At 74.9% G+C, this 24,060-nt stretch carries 1 protein-coding gene; it reads right to left on the bottom strand.

Going from position 1 to position 24,060, the window contains the following annotated elements; translation table 11 throughout:
• Window position 1: 1 nt before the first annotated feature.
• Entirely contained in the window at window positions 2-24,049 is a 24,048-nt protein-coding gene (locus GBN72_RS02395; protein ID WP_151769944.1) for a non-ribosomal peptide synthase/polyketide synthase, read from the bottom strand.
• Window positions 24,050-24,060: the final 11 nt, after the last annotated feature.

Raw genomic sequence — 24,060 nt, 5'->3', positions numbered from 1 at the left:
GTCAGTCCTCCTGGTGGGAAAGGGTGAGGTGAGGTGTGTCAGTGGTCTCGGGGGTCGCGAACGTCTCGGGGGTCGCGAAGGTCTCGGGGGCATCGGGGGTCTCAGGGGTGCCACCGGTGACCTCGGCGATCCTGGCGGCCAGGATCGGTCCGATCTGGGCCAGCGAGCCCGCCTGGGTCATCTGGTCGTGCCGGGTGGTGATCTCGTGCGAGTCGATCCGGCCCGCGATGTACGGGCGCCAGACCTCCGGGCCGGCGTCGTCGTCGCCCCGGTCGATGGTGGAGTTGAACAGCAGCAGGTCCCCCTCGTACCGGCCGGGGACGAAGTCGACCGCCAGCTTCGCGTTGTTGATCATGATCTGGACGATCACCTCGACCTGTCGCTCGTTCAGGCCGGCCAGCGCGCTGCCCCGCCGGTTCAGCACCTCGGCGACCTCGGCGTAGGTGATCTCCCGGTCGCCCAGCTCGTCCGGGTCGACGTCGAGCACCCCGACGAGCACGTCCCGCACGGTGGGCACCGGTTCCTCCTCGAACCGCACGTCCTTCACCGGATAGGCGTCGAGGATCGCCAGCAGGTCGGTCCGCTCGCCGCGGGCCTGGAGTTCGCAGGCCAGCGCGTGGGCGATCAGTCCGCCCGCGGACCAGCCGAGCAGCAGGTACGGGCCCTGCGGCTGGATCTTCTGGACGTGGTCCGCGTAGTCGGCCGCCATCTCCTCGTAGGACGCCGGCAGCGGTTCGGGCCGGCCGAGGCCGCGCGCCTGGAGCGCGTGGACCGGGTGCTGCGGCCCGAGGTGGTTCAGCAGCCCGCTGTAGGACCAGCTGATGCCGCCGCCGGGGTGGACGCAGAACAGCGGTGTGCCCGTGCCGGTCGAGCGCAGCGGCAGCAGCACGTCCAGCGCGTCGGCCGGGTCGTTCATGGCCAGGCGTTCGGTGAGCCCGGCCACGGTGGGCGCTTCGAACAGCATGCGCAGTCCCAGCTCCAGGCCGAGGGTCTCGCGGACCCGGGAGGCCAGCCGGGCGGCCAGCAGCGAGTGCCCGCCCAGGTCGAAGAAGCCGTCGTCGATGCCCACCTGCTCCCGGCCGAGGACCTCGGCGAACAGGCCGCACAGCAGCTGTTCCTGCGGCGTGCGGGGCCCGCGTCCGGCGGTGTCCGACGCCCAGTGGTCGGGGGCGGGCAGGGCCGCCCGGTCGAGCTTGCCGTTGGCGGTCAGCGGCAGCGTGTCCACGGTGACGAACGCCGCCGGCACCATGTAGTCGGGCAGTTCGCGGCGCAGCCGGCCGGCCAGGTCGGCCACCTCGGGCGCGCCTTCGGGGGCCGGCACCAGATAGGCGACCAGCCGCTTGTCGCCCGGCCGGTCCTCGCGGGCGACCACGGCCGCCTGGGCGACGCCCGGGCAGCCCGTCAGGACCGCCTCGATCTCGCCGGGCTCGATCCGCAGGCCGCGCAGCTTGACCTGGTGGTCGACGCGTCCGGCGAAGTCCAGCGTGCCGTCGGGGCGCCACCGGGCGAGGTCGCCGGTGCGGTACATCCGGCTTCCGGCGGGCCCGTACGGGTCGGCGGTGAAGCGCTCCGCCGTGAGGCCGGGCCGGCCGAAGTAGCCGCGGGCCACGCCCGTCCCCGCGAGGTACAGCTCGCCGACCATGCCCGTCGGCACCGGCCGCAGCCGGTCGTCGAGCACGTAGGCGCGCATGTTGGCCATCGGTCCGCCGATCGGCACGGTCGCGGCGTTCTCCGGGAGGTCGCGCACCGGGTGGCGGGTGGCCAGGGTGGTGGCCTCGGTGGGCCCGTAGCCGTTGACCACCTCGATGCCGGGGCAGGCCGCGAGCACCCGTGCGGCGGCGGCCGGGGAGACCACGTCGCCGCCGGTCCACACCTCGCGCACCCCGGCGAGCAGGCGCGGTCGCTCCTCGGCGACCAGCCGGAACAGTCCGGCGGTCAGCCACAGTCCGGTCACCCCGTGCGTGGTGACCGTGTGCTGCAGCAGGTCGAGGTCGAGCTGCTCGGGCGGTGCGACCACGATCCGGCCGCCGTTCAGCAGCGGGACCCACAGCTCGTAGGTCGAGAGGTCGAAGGCCGTCGGGGAGTGCATCAGCACCCGCTCATGACCGCCGCCGCGCCATTCGGGGCTCAGCGCGAGGCCCGCCACGTCCCGGTGGGTGACGGCCACGCCCTTCGGCCGCCCGGTCGAGCCGGAGGTGTACATGATGTACGCCACCTGCTCCGCCACGCAGGAGACCTCGGTGTCGCACGGGCCGGTCCCGGACGGGCCGGCGTCCGCGGACCGGGCCAGCGCGGCGAGCACCTCGGGGGTGAGCACCAGGGCGGCTCCGCTCTCCCGCAGGATCAGGTCGATCCGGGAGGAGGGGAAGCGGGAGTCCAGCGGCACGTAGGCGCCGCCCGCCTTGACGATCGCCAGGATCGCCACGACCAGCTCCGCCGAGCGGTCCATCAGGACCGCGACCGGCGTCTCCGGCCGTACGCCCTGGCGGATCAGCGCCCGCGCCAGGCGGTCGGCCCGCAGGTCGAGTTCCGCGTAGGTCAGCTCGGTGCCGCCCGCCGCGACCGCGACCGCGTCGGGGGTGGCCCGCACCTGCCGGGCGAACAAGTCCGGCAGCGAGGCCGACGGCAGTTCCACGGCCGTGGCGTTGAACCCGTGCAGCAGCCGGTGGCGCTCCGCGGCCGACAGGAGGTCGATCCGACTGATCGGCCGGTCCGGGTCGGTGACCGCCGCGCGCAGCAGGCGGGCCCAGCGCTCGAACAGCAGCTGCACGGTGGGCGCGTCGAACAGGTCGGTGGCGTACTCCACCGCGCCGACCAGTCCGTCGGCGCCGCCGTCCGGGCGGAACTGTTCGGCCAGGCTGAACGTCAGGTCGACCCGTGAGGTCCCGGTCGGCGCCTCGAGGTGGCAGGTCTCCAGCCCCGGCAGCGCGAAGTCCCCGACGGGCGCGTTCTGCAGGGCCAGCATGACCTGGAACAGCGGGTGGTGGGCCAGCGAGCGCACCGGGTTGGCCACCTCCACCAGGTACTCGAACGGCACGTCCTGGTGGTCGTACGCGGTGAGCGCCTTCTGCCGCACCCGGCCGAGGAGTTCGGTGAAGCCGGGGTCGCCTCCGGTGTCGGTGCGCAGCACCAGGGTGTTGACGAAGAAGCCGACGAGCTCGTCCAGCGCCTGGTCGGTCCGGCCGGCGATCGGGCTGCCCACCGGGATGTCCGTGCCGGCGCCGAGCCGGGTGAGGAGGGCGGCGAGACCGGCCTGCAGCACCATGAACATGCTGGCGCCGCGCTCGGCTGCCAGGTCCCGCAGCGCCTGGTGCAGTTCGGGGTCCAGCCGGACCACGATCCGGTCGCCGCGCTGGGAGGCCACCGGCGGCCGGGGCCGGTCCGCGGGCAGCTGGACCTGCTGCGGGATGCCGGCCAGCTCGTCCTTCCAGTAGGCCAGTTGCCGGGCGAACAGGCTGTCGGGGTCGGTGGCGTCGCCGAGCAGGTCGCGCTGCCATCGGGTGTAGTCGGCGTACTGCACGGACAGCGGGGACCACTGCGGTTCCTCGCCCCGGCAGCGCGCCGCGTAGGCCGCGGCGAGGTCGCCGGAGAGCGGCCCCATCGACCAGCCGTCGGCGGCGATGTGGTGCACCACGACCAGCAGCACGTGCCGGTCGGGGGCGAGGGCGAACAGCTCGGCCCGCACCGGCGGTTCCGCGGCCAGGTCGAAGCCGCGGCGGGCCGCGTCCGCCAGCCGTTGGACCAGCCGGCTCTCGTCGAGCTCGGTCACCGGCAGCTCCGGGAACGCCCGCACGGGGCTCAGCACGACCTGGTGCGGGACTCCGTCGGTCTCGCGGAAGACGGTCCGCAGGCTCTCGTGCCGGGCGATCACGTCGGCGAGCGCGGCGTGCAGGGCGGCCCGGTCGAGGTCACCGGTCAGGCTCAGCGCGAGCGGCATGTTGTAGGTGGCGCTCGGCCCGTCCATCCGGTGCAGGAACCACAGGCGGCGCTGGGCGAAGGACAGTTCCACGCGCTCCGGGCGGGGCCCGGCGGTCAGCGCGGGCCGCGCCGCGCCCGAACCGTCCAGGTGGGCCGCCAGCTCCGCCACGGTCGGGGTCTCGAACAGGGTCCGGACCTCCAGCTCCGCGCCGAGGGCCGCCCGGACCCGGGAGGCCAGGCGGGTGGCCAGCAGCGAGTGGCCGCCGAGGTCGAAGAAGCTGTCGTCGACGCCGACCTGGGCGAGCCCCAGCACCTCGGCGAACAGCTCGGCGAGGAGCTGTTCCTGCGGGGTGCGCGGCGCCCGTCCGGCCGCGGCCGGTCCGAGGTCGGGGGCGGGCAGTGCGCGGCGGTCGAGCTTGCCGCTGCCGGTCAGCGGCAGCGCGTCCAGCGTGACGAACGCCGACGGGACCAGGTGGTCGGGCAGCCGCCCGCGCAGCCAGTCCCGGAGTTCGCCGAGGAGGGCGCCGGTGCCACGGCCGCCGGTCGGGCGGTTGGTGAGCGAGGACAGCGTCCGGCCCGGGGTCCCGGCGGGCCGGTAGGGCTCGACCGGCGATCCGTGGAGCGTCCGCGGGTCGGCGTAGACGACGTCCACGGCGTCGGCGGCGGTGGCCGACCAGGTGACGGCCACCGCGCGGCCGAACTCCCGGCCGAGGGCGTGGAAGTCCTCGGGATCGGGGAGGTCGCCCGCCTCCGGGATGTGCGACCGCTCCAGCAGGGCGGCGAGCGGCCCGTCCTCGTCCTGTACGGCACGGGCGAGGGCGGTTTCCCCGAGCACCCTGCGGTTCGGCACCCCGGTGATCCGCAGCACCTCGGCGGGCGGCTCGGCGAGCAGCTCGCGCAGCTGGTCCGGGCCGGTGATCTGCCGCCCCCACGCCAGGTCGAGGGACCGGGCCGGGGTCCGCGGGGTGACGGGCGGCTTGTGCAGCGTCACGTCGTAGCGGTGGCGGGTCAGCTCGTTGTGGTGGCGGCCGCGCTTGATCTCCACGGTCACCGCGCCGATGCCGGTGTCGGCGCCCTGCTCGCGCAGGACGGTGAAGAAGTCCGGGTCGACCAGGAGTTCCTTCTCCGTCCGCAGGGCCTGCTCGACCGCGCGGCGCACGGCCGCCCGGTCGGCGTCGTGGCCGGCCCGGTGCAGCTGGACGGCGGTGGCCAGCGGGCGCAGCAGCCGCAGGTTGCGGACGTCGCCGACGAAGAGCGCGCCGCCGGGGGCGAGCAGCCGCATCAGCTTCCCGATCACGTCTGCGAGGTAGTCGGCGGACGGGAAGTACTGCACCACCGAATTGATCACGATGGTGTCGAACTCCCCGGCCGGCAGCCCGTCGGTGTCGTGCGCCGGCCGGGTCTCCAGCATCACGCGTCCGGCCAGCCGCTCCTCCCCGGCCACCTGGGCGGTCAGGGCGTCGATCGCGGTGGCGGAGAAGTCGGTGGCCCGGTAGCTCTCGCAGTGGGGTGCGATCCGCGAGAGCAGCAGACCGGTGCCGACGCCGACCTCCAGCACCCGGCGCGGACGCAGGGCGAGGATGCGGTCCACGGTGGCGTCCCGCCACTCCCGCATCTCCTCGACGGGGATCGGCTCGGAGGTGTAACTGCTCTTCCAGCCCACGAAGTCGTGGCCGAGGTCCACCTTCCCGGGGGCGATGGGCAGGGCGTCGTACAGGTCCTGCCACTCGCCCACGTGGTCCGCCTCCAGACCGCTGTCCCGAGCCGTGTCCTCGCGGGGAACGACGTAGCCGACGAGCGCGTCGCCGTGGGCCGCGACGGCGGCGCGGGCGACGGCGGGGTGCTCGGCCAGCGCGGCCTCGACCTCGCCGGGCTCGACCCGGAAGCCGCGGACCTTCACCTGGTCGTCGGCGCGGCCCACGTACTCCAGCTGACCCTCGGACCGGCGCCGCACCAGGTCACCGGTGCGGTACATGCGCTCACCGGCTCCGAACGGGCAGGCGACGAACCTCCCCGCGGTCAGGCCCGGCCGGTTCAGGTAACCGCGCGCCAGGCCCGCGCCCGCGACGTACAACTCCCCCGTCACGCCCGGCGGCACCGGCCGCAGCCGGTCGTCCAGCACGTACACCCGGGCGTTGGCGATCGGCCGGCCGATCGGCGGCACGCCGGCCTCCGGGGTGAGCGGGTCGCTCATGGTGGCGCACACCGTGGTCTCGGTGGGGCCGTAGGCGTTGATCATGCGGCGCCCGGGCGCCCACCGCTCCACCAGCTCGGCCGGGCACGCCTCGCCCGCCACCACCAGCGTCGACACGGTCACGGTGCCGTCCGGCACGGCGGCCAGGACGGAGGGGGGCACCGTCGCGTGGGTGACGCCGAGGTCAGGGTCGGTCAGCGCGGCGAGCGGGTCGGCGGCAGGAGGCAGCACCAGGGTGGCGCCGCCGAGCAGGGCGGTGAAGAGCTCCGACACCGAGGCGTCGAAGCTGGGCGAGGCGAACTGGAGCACCCGGCTGCCGGGTTCGATCGCGAACCGCTCGATCTGTGCGGCGACCAGGCTCGCCACACCGCCGTGGCCGACCACGACGCCCTTGGGGCGGCCGGTCGAGCCCGAGGTGTAGATGACGTAGGCCGGGTGCCGGACGTCCACCACCACACCCGGATCGGTCTCCGGCCCACCGGAGACCTCGGCCACCACGGCGGGATCGTCGACGACCACGGCGGGCCGCGCGTCCTCCAGCATGAACGCGATCCGCGACGGCGGATACGCCGGATCCACCGGCAGATACGCCGCTCCCGCCTTCAGCACGCCCAGCACCGCCACCACCGACTCCACCGACCGCGGCAGAGCCACCGCCACCACCTGCTCCGGACCCACACCCCGAGCGATCAACGCATGCGCGAACCGGCCCGCCCACGCGTCGAGTTGGCGATACGACAGCTCCCTCCCACCACCGACCAGCGCGACCGCGTCCGGCGTCGCCGCCACCCGCGCCGCGAAGGCCTGGGGCAGCGGGACGGCGGCCACGTCCCGGGCGGTCGCGTTGTCCGTCTCCAGCAGCCGGTGCCGCTCGTCGGCCCCGAGGAGGTCGATGTCTCCGATCGCCTGCTCCGGGTCGGCGGTGACCGCCTTCAGCAGGAGCGTCCAGCGTCGGACCAGGGCCTCGACCGTCGAGCGGTCGAACAGGTCGGTGGCGTACTCGACCGCGCCGGCGATCCCGGCGGGGCTCCCGTCCGCACCGAACCGTTCGACCATGCTCACTCCGAGGTCGAACTTGGCGGTCCCGGTCGCGACCGCGTACGTGGCGACGTCCAGGCCGGGCAGCGAGAAGCGGCCCATGGGCGCGTTCTGCACGGCGAGGATGGTCTGGAACAGCGGGTGGTGGGAGAGCGAACGGTTGGGGTTCAGCGCCTCCACCAGGTGCTCGAACGGCACGTCCTGGTGCGCGTACGCCGACAGCGCCGTCTCCCGCACCCGGCCCAGCAGCTCCGCGAAACTCGGATCACCGCTCGTGTCGGTGCGCAGCACCAGCGTGTTGACGAAGAACCCGACCAGATCGTCCAGCGCCTCGTCCGTGCGCCCCGCGATGGGACTCCCGATGGGGATGTCGGTGCCCGCCCCCAGCCGGGTGTACAGCGCGGCCAGTGCCGCCTGCAGCACCATGAACAGGCTGGTCCCGGTACCGCGTGCCAACTCGGCCAGGGCGGCGTGCAGTTCGGGGTCGAGTTCCAGGTCGACGTGGTCCCCGTGCCGGCCGGCGACGGCCGGGCGGGGCCGGTCGGTGGGCAGCCGGAGCAGCTCCGGCAGGCCGGACAGCTGGCGCCGCCAGTGGTCGAGCTGCTCGGCGAACCGGCTCCGCGGATCGGTGGGGTCGCCGAGCAGTTCGCGCTGCCACAGCGTGTAGTCGGCGTACTGCACCGGCAGGGCAGGGCGGTCCGCCGTCCGGCCCTCGCAACGGGCCGCGTACGCCTCGGCCAGGTCGCGGGCGAGCGGGCCGGTGGACCAGCCGTCGGCGGCGATGTGGTGCATGACCAGCAGCAGCACGTGCTCGTCCGGCGCGAGGGCGAACAGCTCCGCCCGCAGCGGCGGCTCCGTGGCCAGGTCGAAGGGCTGCCGGGCGGACTCCGCGAGGCGTTGCGGCAGTTCGGCCTCCGTCACCTCGTCGGGCCGGGCCCGGAGGCGGACCGCGTCCGGGTCCAGCACGCGCTGGCAGGGGACGCCGCCGGCCTCCGGGAACACCGTCCGCAGGCTCTCGTGCCGGGCGATCACGTCGGCCAGCGCCTGGTCCAGCGCGGTCCGGTCGAGGGTTCCGGTCAGTCGCAGCGCCAGCGGGATGTGGTAGGTCGCGGCGGCGGCGTCCATGCGGTGCAGGAACCAGAGCCGGCGCTGGGCGAAGGACAGCGGCACCGGCCCGGTCCGCTCGGACGGGGTCAGTGCCGGGCGGGCCCGGCCGGCCTCGGCCAGCGCCTCGGCCAGCCCCGCGACGGTGGGCGTCCGGAAGAGCGCGCGCAGTCCGAGTTCCACGCCGAGCACCGAACGCACCCTGGCGGCCAGCCGCGTGGCGAGCAGGGAGTGCCCGCCCAGCGCGAAGAAGTCGTCGTCGACCGAGACCGGGGGCACGCCGAGGACCTCGGCGAACAGTTCGGCGAGGATCTGTTCCTGCGGCGTGCGCGGCGCGCGGCCGCCCGCCGGGGACGCGGCGTCGGGCGCGGGCAGCGCGGCCCGGTCCAGCTTCCCGTTCGGTGTGAGCGGCAGCGCGTCCAGCACCGTGAAGGCGGTCGGCACCAGGTAGTCCGGCAGCCGCTCGCGCAGGTGCGCCGCCAGCTCGGCGGGACGGACGGCCGTGCCGGGGCGGGCCGTCACGTAGCCGGCGAGCCGGTCGCCGTGGGCCGCGACGGCGGCCTGTGCGACGGCGGGGTGCTCGGCCAACGCGGCCTCCACCTCGCCGAGTTCGACCCGGAAGCCACGGACCTTCACCTGCTGGTCGGCACGGCCGACGTACTCCAGCTCTCCGTCCGGACGACGCCGCACCAGGTCGCCGGTGCGGTACATCCGCGTGCCCGCCGGTCCGAACGGGCAGGCCGTGAACCGTCCCGCCGTCAGGCCCGGCCGGTTCAGGTAGCCGCGGGCCAGTCCCGGTCCGGCGACGTACAACTCGCCCACCACGCCCGGCGGCACGACGCGCAGCCGGTCGTCCAGCACGTACGCCCGGAAGCCCGCGACCGGTCGCCCGATGGGCGGCACGCCGGACTCCGGGGTGAGCGGGTCGCTCATGGTGGCGCACACCGTGGTCTCGGTCGGGCCGTAGGCGTTGATCATGCGGCGCCCGGGCGCCCACCGCTCCACCAGCTCCGGCGGGCACGCCTCGCCCGCCACCACCAGGGTGGTGGCCGTGAGCTCGGCCCCCTCCAGCGCGGCCAGGGCCGAGGGCGGCAGCGTCACATGGGTGACGGCGAGCCGGCCGTCCGCCAGGGCCTCCAACGGGTCCTCGGCGGGTGCCAGGACGAGGGCGGCGCCGGTGAGCAGCGCGGCGCACAGGTCCCAGAAGGACGCGTCGAAGCTGGGCGAGGCGAACTGGAGCACCCGGCTGCCCGGCGCCACGCCGAGCCGGTCGACCTGCTCGGCCACCAGGCCGGACACACCCGCGTGGCTCACGACGACGCCCTTGGGGCGGCCGGTCGAGCCCGAGGTGTAGATGACGTAGGCCGGCTGCCGGACGTCCACCACGACACCCGGATCGGTCTCCGGCCCACCGCAGACCTCGGCCACCACGGCGGGATCGTCGACGACCACGGCGGGCCGCGCGTCCTCCAGCATGAACGCGATCCGCGACGGCGGATACGACGGATCCACCGGCAGATACGCCGCCCCCGCCTTCAGCACGCCCAGCACCGCCACCACCGACTCCACCGACCGCGGCAGAGCCACCGCCACCACCTGCTCCGGACCCACACCCCGAGCGATCAACGCATGCGCGAACCGGCCCGCCCACGCGTCGAGTTCGCCGTACGACAACTCCCTCCCACCACCGACCAGCGCGACCGCGTCCGGCGTCGCCGCCACCCGCGCCGCGAACAGCTCCGGCAGACTCGCCCCGGCAGGCATGTCCTCGGCGGCGGGCAGCAGTTCGCCGCGTTCCTCCGCGGACAGCAGGTCGATCGCGCCGATCGGCCGGTCGGGCGCGGCGGCGACCGCGGCCAGCAGCCTGGTCCACCGGGCGGCCAGGGCCTCGACGGTGGAGCGGTCGAACAGGTCGGTGCTGTACTCGACCGCGCCGCCGAGTCCGGCAGGCGCGCCGTCGCTTCCGTGCTCCTCGGCGAAGCCGAAGGTCAGGTCGAGCCGCGCGGTCCCGGTCAGCACGGCGATCCCGGAGACCTTGAGGCCCGGCAGTGCGAAGTCGCCGCCGGGGGCGTTCTGTACGACCAGACCGGTCTGGAACAGCGGGTGGTGGGAGAGCGAGCGGGTGGGGTTCAGCGCCTCCACCAGGTGCTCGAACGGCACGTCCTGGTGCGCGTACGCCGACAGCGCCGTCTCCCGCACCCGGCCCAGCAGCTCCGCGAAACTCGGGTCACCGCTCGTGTCGGTGCGCAGCACCAGCGTGTTGACGAAGAACCCGACCAGATCGTCCAGCGCCTCGTCCGTGCGCCCCGCGACCGGGCTGCCGATCGCGATGTCCGTGCCGGCGCCGAGCCGCGTGTACAGCGCGGCCAGCGCGGCCTGCAGCACCATGAACAGGGTCGTACCTGAGCGTCGGGCCAACTCCACCAGCTTCGCGTGCAGTTCGGCGTCGATGCGGAGTTCGAGCAGGGCGCCGCCGTACGACATGGCGGCCGGGCGCGGCCGGTCGGCCGGCAGCTGCAACTGGTCGGGCAGGCCGTCCAGCGCTTCCTTCCAGTAGGCGACCTGGCGGGCGAAGACGCTGTCGGCGTCGTGCTCGTCGCCCAGGATCTCGTGCTGCCACAGGGTGTAGTCGCCGTACGTCACCGGCAGCGGCGGCCGGTCCGGCGCCCCGCCGCCCTGCCGGGCGGTGTAGGCGGCGGCCAGGTCGCGGGCCAGCGGGCCCATGGACCAGCCGTCCCCGACGATGTGGTGCATGACCAGCAGCAGCACGTGCTCGTCCGGCGCGAGGGCGAACAGCTCCGCCCGCAGCGGTACCTCCGAGGTCAGGTCGAAGCCGCGCACCGCCGCTTCGCGCAGCAGGGCGGGCACCTCCGTCTCGGCGGCCGTCCGCACGGTCAGCGGGACGGCGATGTCGGCGGTGTCCAGCACCCGCTGGTACGGGACGCCTGCGGTGTGCGGGAAGACCGTGCGCAGGGTCTCGTGCCGGGCCACCACGTCCGCGAGCGCGGCGCTCAGCGCGTCCCGGTCGAGGTCGCCGGTCAGCCGCAGGGCCAGCGGCATGTGGTAGGTGGCGCTCGGCGCCCCGAACTGCTGGAGGAACCAGAGCCGGCGCTGGGCGAACGACAGCGGCATCGGCTCACGGCGGGGCCGTGGCACCAGGGCCTGCCGCGCGGTGCCGGCGTCGTGCAGCCCGGCCGCCAGCCCGGCGGGGGTCGGGTCGCGGAACAGGGTGCGCAGCTCCAGTTCGACGCCGAGGGTCGCGCGGACCCGCGAGACCAGCCGGGTGGCGAGCAGGGAGTGCCCGCCCAGCGCGAAGAAGTCGTCGTCGACGCCGACCCGGGCGAGGTCCAGCACCTCGGCGAACAGCTCGCACAGGATCTGCTCCTGCGGCGTGCGCGGCGCCCGGCCGCTCTCCGCGGGGGCGGCCTCCGGGGCGGGCAGCGCCGCCCGGTCCAGCTTCCCGTTCCGGGTCAGCGGCAGCGCGTCCAGCGGCACGACGGCGGAGGGCACCAGGTACTCCGGCACCCGGTCACGGAGGTAGGAGGTCAGCGCGGCCGGGCTCGCCGCCGCCCCGCCGGAGGGGACGACGTAGGCGACGATCCGGTCATCCCGGGCGAGCACCGCGACCTGGGCGACGTCCGGGTGCGTGGTGAGCTCGGCCTCGATCTCGCCCGGCTCGATCCGGAACCCGCGCACCTTGACCTGGTGGTCGACCCGGCCGGCGAACTCCAGCTCGCCGTCGGCGCGTCGGCGCACCAGGTCACCGGTGCGGTACATCCGCGCGCCCGCCGGACCGTACGGGTCGGCGACGAAGCGCCCGGCGGTCAGCGCGGGCCGGTTCAGGTAGCCGCGGGCGACCCCGGCACCGGCCAGGTACAGCTCGCCCAGCACCCCCGGGGCGACCGGCCGCAGCGCCGCGTCCAGGACGTAGGCCCGGCAGTTGGCGATCGGGCGGCCGATCGGCACCGGCAGCGGGCAGTCGGCCGGGTCGGCCGGAAGCGCGTAGGCGGTGATCACGTGGGTCTCGGCGGGCCCGTAGTGGTTGTGCAGCACCCGGCCCGGCCGGCGCGCCCGGAAGCGGCGCACGGCGCCGCCCAGCCGCATGGCCTCTCCGGCCTGGGCGACCAGCCGCAGGTGCGGCAGGTCGAGCCCGGCCTCCTCGGCGGCCTCGGCCACCGCCTCCACCACCAGGTTCGGCGCGAACAGTTCCTCGACCCGGTGCCGGTCCAGCCAGTGGGCGAACAGCTCGGCGCTGCGGCGCTGTTCCTCGGTCGGCACCACCAGGGTCTTGCCGTACAGCAGCGCGGACAGCGTCTCCTGCACGGAGACGTCGAAGCTGATCGCGGTGAACTGCGCGGTACGCGTGCCGGGTTCGCCGCCGACGGCCCGGTGGTGCCACTCCAGCAGGTTCAGCAGTCCGGCCGCGGGCATCACGACGGCCTTGGGCCGGCCGGTGGAGCCGGAGGTGTAGATGACGTAGGCCGGGTGCCGGGTGTCGGCGGGGACGGCCGGATCGTGCTCGGGGAGTTCCCCGGCCGGTGCGACGGCCGCCAGGTCGTCGAGCACCACGGCCGGGCGGGCGTCGTCCAGCATGAAGGCGATGCGGGCGGCCGGGTAGTCCGGGTCGACCGGCAGGTACGCCGCGCCCGTCTTGAGCACCGCGAGGACGGCGACCACGAGCTCGGCCGAGCGGGGCAGTCGCAGGGCGACGACCTGCTCCGGGCCGACCCCGCGCGCGATCAGCGCGTGGGCCAGGCGGTTGGCCCGCCGGTTCAGCTCGCGGTAGGTCAGTGCGGTGTCCTCGAACAGCACCGCCGGGGCGTCCGGCGTCGCCCGGACCCGCGCCTCGAACAGCGCGGGCAGGGTGGTGTCGGGGACCGGGTGGGCGGTGTCGTTGCCGGCGACCAGCAGCTCGTGCCGCTCCTGGGCGGTGAGGACGTCGACGCGGCTCAGCGGACGCTCCGGATCGGCGACCACCGCCGCCAGCAGCCGCAGCCACCGGGCGACCAGGGTCTCCACCGTGCCGTGGTCGAACAGGTCGGTGCTGTACTCGACCCGCCCGACGATGCCCTCGGCCGCTCCCCCGGTCCCGCCGCGCTCCAGCAGGTGGAAGCCCAGGTCGAACATGGCGGTCGGCGTCCGGACCAGGACGATCTCCGAGGACAGGCCGCTCAGCGTGAACTCGGTGCGGGGCACGTTCTGCAGGGCGAGCAGCACCTGGAACAGCGGCTGCCGGCTCTGCGAACGGGACGGGTTGAGAGCCTCCACCACGTGCTCGAAGGGCAGGTCCTGGTGCGCGTACGCGCCGAGCGCGGCCTCCCGGACCCGGCCCAGCAGCTCGGCGAAGGACGGGTCACCGCCGGTGTCCGTGCGGAGCACCAGCGTGTTGACGAAGAAGCCGACGAGGTCGTCCATCGCCTGGTCGGTCCGGCCGGCGATCAGGCTGCCGACCGGGATGTCCGTGCCGGCGCCGAGCTTGTCCAGCAGCGACGCCAGGGCGGCCTGGAGCACCATGTAGACGCTGGCGCCGTGCTCCCGGCCCAGCCGGACGAGCCCGGCGTGCAGTTCGGCGTCCAGCTCGATGGCCAGGTGACCGCCGCAGTAGGTGGGGGTCGCGGGGCGGGGGCGGTCGGCGGGGAGGCTGATCTGCTCCGGCAGGCCGGACAGCTGGCGCTTCCAGTGGTCGAGCTGCTCGGCGTGCCGGCTGCGCGGGTCGGCCGGGTCACCGAGCAGCTCGCGCTGCCACAGCGTGTAGTCGGCGTACTGCACCGGCAGCGGCGCCCACCCCGGCTCCTCGCCCCGGCGGCGTGCCGCGTACGCGGTGGCCAGGTCGGCGGCCAGCGGGCCGAGCGACCAGCCGTCACCGGCGATGTGGTGGATCACCAGCAGCAGCACGTGCTCGTCCGGCGAGACGGCGAACACCTCGGCGCGCAACGGCGGTTCGGCCGCGAGGTCGAAGCCGCGCGCGGCGGCCGCGGCCAGCAGGCGCGGCAGGGTCCGCTCGTCGGCCGGGGTGACCGGCAGCCCCGGGCGCGCCCCTCCGGTGGCCAGCACCTGCTGGCGGGGCACGCCGTCCGTGGCGGGGAAGACCGTGCGCAGGGTTTCGTGCCGGTCGACGAGGTCGCCCAGCGCCGCCTCGAGGGCCGCCAGGTCCAGGGGTCCGGACAGGCGCCACGCGAGCGGCATGTTGTAGACGGAGTCGGCGCCCTCCAGCTGGCGCAGGAACCACAGCCTGCGCTGGGCGGACGACAGCGGGACCACGTCCGGGCGCTGCGCCCGCTCCAGGGCGGGCCGCGCCCGGTCCGCGCCGTCCAGCCCGGCGGCCAGTTCGGCCACCGTCGGGGTGCGGAACAGGGTGCGCAGCTCCAGTTCGACCCCCAGGGTCGCGCGGACCCGGGCCACCAGCCGGGTGGCCAGCAGCGAGTGCCCGCCGAGGTCGAAGAAGTCGTCGTCGACGCCGACCCGCGGCAGGCCCAGCACCTCGGCGAACAGTCCGGCCAGCACGTGTTCCCGCGGCGTGCGCGGCGCGCGGCCGGCCCGCGTCGTGGCGAACTCGGGCTCGGGCAGGGCGCGCCGGTCGAGCTTGCCGCTGCCGGTCAGCGGCAGGGTGTCGAGGCGGACGAACACGGCCGGCACCATGTGGTCCGGCAGCCGCTCGCGCAGATGCGCCCGCAGGTCCTCCGGGCGGGGCTCCGCCCCGTGGGTGGGCTGCAGGTAGGCGACCAGGCGGGAGTCCCGCTCCCGGTCCTGCCGGACGAGGACGGCGGCCCGCGCGACCCGCGGGTGTTCGGCGAGGACGGCTTCGATCTCGCCGAGTTCGACCCGGAAGCCGCGGATCTTGACCTGGTCGTCGGTGCGGCCGAGGAACTCCAGGTCGCCGTCCGGGTTCCACCGCACCAGGTCGCCCGTGCGGTACATGCGCGTACCGCCCGCTCCGAACGGGTCGGCCACGAACCGCCCCGCGGTCAGGCCGGGTCGGTTCAGGTAGCCCCGGGCCAGCCCCGCCCCGGCGATGTACAGCTCACCCTGCACACCCGCCGGAACCTGCCGCAGCGCGGCGTCGAGCACGTACAGCCGGACGCCGTCGAGCGGTCGGCCGATCACCTGTCGCGGGCTCGACCCGAGCGGCGCGAAGACCGAGTCCACGGTGCACTCGGACGGCCCGTAGTAGTTGAGGGAGAACACCCCGTCGGCCGCCCGCAGCCGCTCCCAGAGCCGCTCCGGGACGGTCTCCCCGCCCAGCCCGACCATCGAGGGACGCCACGTGGGGTGGTCCAGCAGGCCGTGGTCGACGAGGACTTGCAGGTAGGTCGGGGTGCCGCCGACGGTGTCCAGTCCGGTGCGCGCGGCGTACTCGAGGTAGGCCCGGGGGTCGGACCAGGTCGCCTCGTCGAGGACGTGCAGCTCGTGGCCCGCGAAGAGGGCGAGCAGCTGGTCGCAGGAGCCGTCGAACGACACGGACGTGGTCAGGCCCACCCGCATCCGCCCGCCCGTGCGGAGGACCAGCCGGCACTGGGCGGCGAACAGGTTGAGCAGGCCGCCGTGGGTTGCCACCACACCCTTGGGCTTCCCGGTGGAGCCGGAGGTGTGGATCACGTACGCCGGGTGGGCCGGGTCGACGGCCACCATCGGGTCCGTCGCCGGGCAGCCCGCCAGCAGGACGGCCGTCTCGGGGTCGTCCAGCACCAGCCGCCCGACCGCACCCTCCTCGGGCAGACGCTCCCCGCTCCGGGAGTCGGTCACCGTCAGCACCGGCCGCGCGTCGTCGAACAGGTACGCGATCCGGGCCGCCGGGTACGTGGGATCGACCGGGACGTACGCCGCACCGGTCTTCAGCACCGCCAGGATCGCCACCACCAGCTCGGCCGACCTCGGCAACGACACCGCCACCAGCCGCTCCGGCCCCGCACCCCGCGCCATCAACGCGTGCGCCAGCCGGTTCGCCCGCTCGTCCAGCTCCCCGTACGTCAGGGAGACGTCGCCGCACACCAGCGCGGGGGCCTCGGGCAGCGCGCGCACCTGGGCCCGGAACAGCTCCGTCAGGCTCTCGGTCGGAGCCACCGCGGCCGGCCCGGTGCCCAGCGCCGCCAGCTCATCGTGTTCCTCGGCGGTGAGCAGGTCGATCCGGCTGAGCGGACGCCGCGGGTCGGCGACGGCGGCGCGCAGCAGCCGCTCCCACCGCCGGACCATCGTCTCGACGGCGGCCGGGTCGTACAGGTCGGCGGCGTACTCGACGGACCCGTCGATCCCCTCCGGGGAGCCGTCCTCCGTGTGGCGCTCGGACAGGGTGAGGAGCAGGTCGAGCTTGGCCGTCGTCGACGTCGGCGGCAGGTCCTCGACGCGCAGCCCGGGCGGCGCGAAGTCGGCCCGGGGGGCGTTCTGGAGCACCAGCATGACCTGGAACAGCGGGTGGCGCGCCAGCGACCGGGACGGGTTCAGGACCTCGACCAGGTACTCGAACGGAAGGTCCTGGTGGGCGTACCCGGCCAGCGCGGTGTCCCGGACCCGGTGCAGCAGCTCGGCGAAGGTGGGATCGCCCGAGGTGTCGGTACGGAACACCAGGGTGTTGACGAAGTAGCCGACCAGCTCGTCCTGCGCCTGGTCGGTGCGGCCCGCGACCGGGCTGCCGACGGGGATGTCGTCGCCCGCGCCGAGCTTGCTCAGCAGCGCCGCGAAGGCTGCCTGGAGCACCATGAACAGACTGGTCCCGTGCGCGCGGGCGAGCTCTCGCAGACCGCGGTGCAGATCGGCGTCCAGGCCGGCGGCCACGGAACCGCCCCGGTGCGAGGCGACGGCCGGGCGGGGCCGGTCGGTGGGCAGCTGGAGCTGCTGCGGCAGGTCGGCCAGCTGCCGCGTCCAGTAGGCCGCCTGGCGGGCGAACAGGCTTTCGGGGTCGGCCGCGTCGCCGAGCAGTTCGTGCTGCCACAGCGTGTGGTCGGCGTACTGGACCGGCAGCTCCTCCCACCGCGGCTCCTCGCCCCGGCGGCGCGCCGCGTAGGCGGTGGTCAGGCCCCGCACGAGCGGGCCCATCGACCAGCCGTCGCCCGCGATGTGGTGGAGCACCAGCTGGAGGACGTGCTCCTTCGGCGCGAGCTCGAAGAGTTCGGTCCGCAGCGGCACGTCGACCGCCAGGTCGAACCGGCGGTCCTTGGCCTCCGCCATGGCGGCCGGCAGCTCACCCTCGGTGGTCCGGCGCACGCGCAGCCGCGGACGGGCCGCCACGACGTCCAGCACCCGCTGGTGGGGCACGCCGTCCACCGCCGGGAAGACGGTGCGCAGGCTCTCGTGGCGGGCCACCACGTCCGCCACGGCGGCCTCCAGGGCCCGCCGGTCCAGGTCTCCGGTCAGCCGCCAGGCCAGGGAGATGTGGTAGTTGGCGCCGGCACCCTCCAACTGGTGCAGGAACCACAGCCGCCGCTGCGCGAACGACAGCGGGACCGCCTCGGGGCGCTCGCGCCGGGCGAGGGCGGCCTGCGCCGGGCCGGCCGCCACCAGGGCGGCGGCCAGGCCCGCCGGGGTCGGCGCCTCGAACAGGGCGCGCAGCGGCATCTCCACGCCGAGCGTCGCGCGGATCCGGGCCGCCAGGCGGGTGGCGAGCAGCGAGTGCCCGCCCAGCTCGAAGAACCCGTCGTCGACGCCGGCCGACGCCACCCCCAGGACCTCCGCGAACAGCTCGCAGAGGATCTGTTCCTGGGGCGTGCGCGGCGCGCGGGAGGTGGCCGTCGGGGTGAGGTCGGGAGTGGGCAGCGCCCGGTGGTCCAGCTTGCCGTTGACGGTCAGCGGCAGCGCGTCCAGCACGACGAACGCCGACGGCACCATGTACTCCGGCAGCCGCTCGCGCAGGTGCCCCCGCAGGTCGGCGGCGGTCGGTGCGGCGCCCGCGGCCGGCACCAGGTAGGCGGTCAGCCGGGTGTCGTCGGCCCGGTCCTGCCGGGCGAGGACGGCGACCTGGGCGACGCCCGGGTGGGCGGCCAGCACCGCCTCGATCTCGCCGAGCTCGATCCGGAAGCCGCGCACCTTCACCTGCTGGTCGGCCCGGCCGACGTAGCGCAGGCCGCCGTCCGCCGCACGGCGCACCACGTCGCCGCTGCGGTACATCCGGGAGCCGGGCGGGCCGAACGGGTCGGCCACGAACCGCCCGGCGGTCAGGCCGGGCCGGTTCAGGTAGCCGCGCGCCAGGCCCGCTCCCGCGACGTACAGCTCGCCGGGCACGCCCGGGGCGACCGGCCGCAGGCCGTCGTCGAGCACGTACGCCCGCAGGTCCGGCAGGGCGGTGCCGATTCCGCCGGCGGCGGTGCCGGACCGGTCGAGCGCCGTGTGCGTGACGTGCACCGTGGTCTCGGTGATGCCGTACATGTTGACCAGTCGCGGCGCGTCCTCGGGGTGCCGGTCGTACCAGCTCGCCAGCCGGGCGTGTTCCAGTGCCTCGCCGCCGAACACGACGGTGCGCAGGGCGAGCCGTCGCCCGGTCTCCGGTGCCTCGGCGTCCGCCTGCATCAGCTGGTGGAAGGCGGACGGCGTCTGGTTGAGCACCGTGACCCGCTCGCGGACGAGCAGTTCCAGGAACCGCCCGGGCGAGCGGCTGGTCTCGTGGTCCACGACGACCAGGCGGCCGCCGTGCAGCAGCGGGCCCCACAGCTCCCACACCGAGAAGTCGAAGGCGTAGGAGTGGAAGAGGGTCCACACGTCCTCGGCGGTGAAGCCGAACAGCGCCCGCGTGGTGTCGAAGAGGCGCACCACGTTTCGGTGCGGGACCACGACGCCCTTGGGAGCGCCGGTGGAACCGGAGGTGTGGATGACGTAGGCGGCGTGCCCCGGGTCGACGGCGACGCCCGGGTCCGTCTCCGGCCGCCCGTCCAGGTCGGCGGTGTCCAGGAACAGCCGGTCCACGTGCTCCGCGCCCGGCAGCTCGCCCATCCGGCTCGTCGTCACCAGCAGCGCGGGCCGGGTGTCCTGGAGCAGGTAGGCGATCCGGGCGGCCGGGTACTCCGGGTCCACCGGTACGTACGCGGCACCGGCCTTGAGCACCGCGAGCACCGCCACGACCAGCTCCGCCGAGCGCGGCAGGGCGAGTGCGACCAGCTGCTCCGGTCCCACGCCCCGGTCGATCAGGACGTGCGCCAGCCGGTTGGCGCGGGCGTTCACCTCTCCGTACGTCAGGCTCGCCCCACCGTCCGTGAGGGCGGTCGCGTCCGGGGTCGCCCGCACCTGCCGCTCGAACAGCGCGGGCAGGCTGCTCCCCGGCAGCTCCTCGCCCTGGCCGACAGCGGCCGGCAGCAGGGCCCGGAGTTCGTCGGCGGACAGCACGTCCACCCCGCCGATCCGTCGGCCGGGGTCGGCGGCCACGGCGCGCAGCAGCCGCAGCCACCGCTCGACGATCCCGCTGACGGTGTCCGCGTCGAACAGGTCGGTGCTGTACTCGACCACGCCCGACAGCCCGTCCGCGCCGGGCTGTTCGGCCAGGACGAAGGTCAGGTCGCACTTGGCTGTCCCGGTGGGGACCAGGTCGGCCGTCACCCGCAGCCGCGGCAGGCCGAAGGTGCCCGAGGGCGCGTTCTGCAGGGTGAGCATGGTCTGGAAGAGCGGGTGGTGCGCGAGCGTCCGGGTCGGGTTCAGCGCCTCCACGAGGTGCTCGAACGGCACCTCCTGGTGGGCGTACGCGGCCAGCGCGTCGGAGCGCACCCGGCCCAGCAGTTCGGTGAACGACGGGTCGCCGGACAGGTCTGTGCGCAGCACCAGGGTGTTGACGAAGAAGCCGACCAGGTCGTCCAGGGCCTCGTCGGTGCGTCCGGCGACCGGTGTGCCGATCGGTACGTCGGTTCCCGCGCCGAGCTTGCCCAGCAGGGCGGCGAGACCGGCCTGGAGCACCATGAAGAGGCTGGCTCCGCCCTCGCGGGCGAGTTCGCGCAGGTCCCGGTGGAGCCCGGCGTCGATCCGGACCGGCCGCTGGGCGCCCCGGTAGGACATCGCCGCCGGCCGGGGCCGGTCGAAGGGGAGCTCGATCCGCTCGGGCAGGTCCGCCAGCCGCTCCCGCCAGTAGGCGAGCTGGGTGCTGAGCAGGCTGTCGGGGTCGTCGCCGTCGCCCAGCAGTTCCCGCTGCCACAGGGTGTGGTCGGCGTACTGCACCGGCAGCGGCGACCACTCGGGCTTGCCCCCCTCGCTCCGGGCGGCGTAGGCGGTCGCCAGGTCGCGGGAGAGCGGCCCCGTGGACCAGCCGTCCGCCGCGATGTGGTGCACGACCAGCAGCAGCACGTGCTCCTCTGCGTCGAGCCGGAACAGTTCGGCGCGCAGCGGCGGCTCCTCGGAGAGTTCGAAGCCGTGCCGTGCCGCCTCCGCCAGCCGGTCCGGCAGGTCGCGCTCGCCGGTCTCGGTCATCCGCAGCCGCGGCCGTGCCGCGTCGAGGTCCAGCACCCGCTGGCACGGCACGCCGTCGACCACCGGGAAGACGGTGCGCAGGCTCTCGTGCCGCTCGACCACGTCCGCCAGGGCGGCCCGCAGGGCGTGCTGGTCGAGGGTTCCGGAGAGCCGCAGGGCCAGCGGGATGTTGTAGGTGGCGCTCGGGCCCTCCATGCGGTGCAGGAACCACAGGCGGCGCTGCGCGAAGGACAGCGGGACGGTCCCGGGCCGCTCGCTCGGCCGCAGCGCCGGGCGCGCCCCGGCGGCGACGTCCACCACGGCCGCCAGTTCCGCCACCGTCGGGGCGTCGAACAGGTCGCGCAGCCTCAGCTCCACGCCGAGCACGGACCGGATCCGGGAGACCAGCCGGGTGGCGAGCAGGGAGTGCCCGCCGAGGTCGAAGAAGTCGTCGTCGGCACCGGCCTGCGGCAGGCCCAGCACCTCGGCGAACAGCCCGGCCAGCTGGTGCTCGACCGCGGTGCGCGGGGCGCGGCCCGGCGCGGCGGGCTGCCACTGCGGTGAGGGGAGGGCCCGCCGGTCGACCTTGCCGTTCGGGGTCAGGGGCAGCGCGTCCAGCACCACGAACGCCGACGGCACCATGTGCGCGGGCAGCCGCTCCCGCAGCCGGTCCCGCAGCGCCTCCGCCCGGACGGCCCGCCCCGCGGCGGGGACGACGTGGGCGACCAGCCGGGGCTCCTCGTCGGTGCGCACCGTGACGACGGCCCGCGCGACCTGCGGGTGTTCGGCGAGGACGGCTTCGATCTCGCCGAGTTCGACCCGGAAGCCGCGGATCTTGACCTGGTCGTCGGTGCGGCCGAGGAACTCCAGGTCGCCGTCCGGGTTCCACCGCACCAGGTCGCCCGTGCGGTACATGCGGGTGCCGCCCGGCCCGAACGGGTCGGCCACGAACCGCCCCGCGGTCAGGCCGGGTCGGTTCAGGTAGCCCCGGGCCAGCCCTGCCCCGGCGATGTACAGCTCACCCGGCACCCCCGGGGGCACCTGCCGCAGCGCGGCGTCGAGCACGTGCAGCCGGGCATTGGTGACGGGACGGCCGATGACCGGGCACGGGCTTGAGGCCGTGGACGCGGTCACCGAGTTGACGGTGCACTCGGAGGGCCCGTAGAGGTTGACGCGGAAGGCCCCGTCGTCGGCCCGCAACCGCTCCCAGAGCCGCTCGGGGACGGCCTCGCCGCCGGCCGCGACCAGCGCGGGACGGCGCCGCGGATCGTCCAGCAGGCCGTGGGCGACGAGGACCTGGAGGTAGGACGGGGTGGCCTCGACGTAGTCCAGCCGGTGGCGCGCCGCGTGGTCGACGAAGGCGTCCGGGTCGGTCCAGGTCGCGTGGTCCACGACATGCAGTTCGTGGCCCGCGAAGAGGGCCATCAGCTGGTTCCAGGAGGCGTCGAACGAGACCGAGGTGGTCAGCGCCACCCTCAGCCGCCGCCGCTCCTCCAGCAGCGGTGCGAACAGGGCCAGCCGGTGGTCGGTGAGCAGGTTGAGCAGGCCGCCGTGGGTTGCGACCACACCCTTGGGCTTCCCGGTGGAGCCGGAGGTGTGGATCACGTACGCCGGGTGGGCCGGGTCGACGGTCACCATCGGGTCCGTCGCCGGGCAGCCCGCCAGCAGGGCGGCCGTCTGCGGATCGTCCAGCACCAGCCGCCCGACCGCACCGCCCTCGGGCAGACGCTCCCCGCTCCGGGAGTCGGTCACCGTCAGCACCGGCCGCGCGTCGTCCAGCAGGTACGCGATCCGGGCGGCGGGGTACTCCGGGTCCACCGGGAGGTACGCCGCACCGGTCTTCAGCACCGCCAGGATCGCCACCACCAGCTCGGCCGACCTCGGCAGCGACACCGCCACCAGCCGCTCCGGCCCCGCACCCCGCGCCATCAGCGCGTGCGCCAGCCGGTTCGCCCGCTCGTCCAGCTCCGCGTACGTCAGGCAGGCGTCGCCGCACACCAGCGCGGTGAGGTCCGGAGCCGACCCGACGTGCTCCCGGAACAGCTCCGGCAGGCTCTCGGCCGGAGCTCCGGCGGCCGGCCCGGCGCCGAGGGCGGCCACCTCGCCGTGCTCCTCGGGGGTGAGCAGGTCGATCCGGCCCACCTCCTGGTCCGGGTCGCAGTCCGCGACCGTGTCGAGGAGGGTCAGCAGTCGCTGCTGGTGCGCGGCGAGGTCGTCGTCGCCGTACGCGTCCGGTGCGCCGTGCAGCCGCAGGAGCGGGGGGTTGCCGTCCCGGTAGTCGAAGACCCAGACGGCCAGGTCGGTGGTCGAACCCGACACGAAGTGGTGCACCGAGGCGGGGTGCCCGGCGAAGCTGGGCCTGGCGTTGAAGGCCATGATGTTGACGATCAGCGGGAACGCCGTGCCGATGCCGCCGGGCGCGCCGAGGTCGCGCAGCAGGTCCTCGCTGCGGTAGCGCTCGTGTGCGACGGCCGACTCGACCTCCCGCGCCGCCTGGGCGACGAGTTCGCCCCACGGCATGTCCGGGCGTACGGTCAGCCGCAGGGGCACCACGTTGGACATCGTGCCGGGCACCGACATCAGGTCGCGGCCGGAGCCACGGCGGGCGGTGACGGGGAGGGCGAGCACCACGTCCTGGGCGCCGCTCAGCCGGTGGGCGTAGAGCGCGGTGGCCGCGACCACCACCCGGGACCACCGGACACCGGCCCGGCCTGCCGCGGCCCGCAGGGCCTCGGGGGTGCGCAGTTCCCGCTCCCCGGCCACGCGCAGGGTCCGGTGCGGGTCGGTCGCGGTGGTGTGGCTGAGCCGTGTCGGGGCGGGCAGGTCGGCGAAACGCCCGGTCCAGTAGGAGCGGTCGGCGGTGAAGTCGGCGGACGACCGGTAGGCGGCGTCGCTGTCGACCAGGTCCCGCAGCGTGCCGAACGGGCAGGCCGGGACGGCGCCGTCCTCGGCCAGCGCCGAGTACACCTCGCCGACGCGCTGCCGGACCATGGAGGCGCTGATCGCGTCCAGCACCACGTGGTGGTAGTTGAGGTACCAGAGGAACTCCGTCGCCGAGAGCCTGATCAGCGCGTGGCCGAACAGCGGATCACGGGCGAGGTCCAGCGGACGGGCCAGGTCCCGCTCCATCCACTCCCCGGCCGCCGCCCGCGGGTCGGGCTCCGCCTCGAGGTCGAGGTGGACGGGCGCCCAGTCCCAGCTCTCGCGGAGGATCTGGCGCGGGCCGTCACCGTCGTCGGCGAAGGTCACGTGCAGGGCGTCGACCTCGTCGACCACCCGGCGCAGCGCGGTGTCGAACAGCTCGGGGTCGACCGGCCCGTGGATCTCCAGGCACTCACCGACGCGGTAGCCGGGGATCGGCGTCCGGGAGCGCTGCTCGGCGAGCCAGATCTCCCGCTGGGCCGCGGTCAGGGGAAGGACGTCTCCGTCGCGACGGGACATGGGGGTACCTC

This window comes from Streptomyces abyssomicinicus, assembly GCF_008974245.1.
GTDB lineage: Bacteria > Actinomycetota > Actinomycetes > Streptomycetales > Streptomycetaceae > Streptomyces > Streptomyces abyssomicinicus.
The sequence above is the reverse complement of the archived record's forward strand: the minus strand, read 5'-3'. Positions and strand labels throughout refer to the sequence as shown.

What these genes read in the sequence shown, in the direction of transcription:
- GBN72_RS02395 (WP_151769944.1), bottom strand. Translation starts at nt 24,049, where the DNA reads ATGTCCCGTCGCGACGGAGACGTCCTTCCCCTGACCGCGGCCCAGCGG.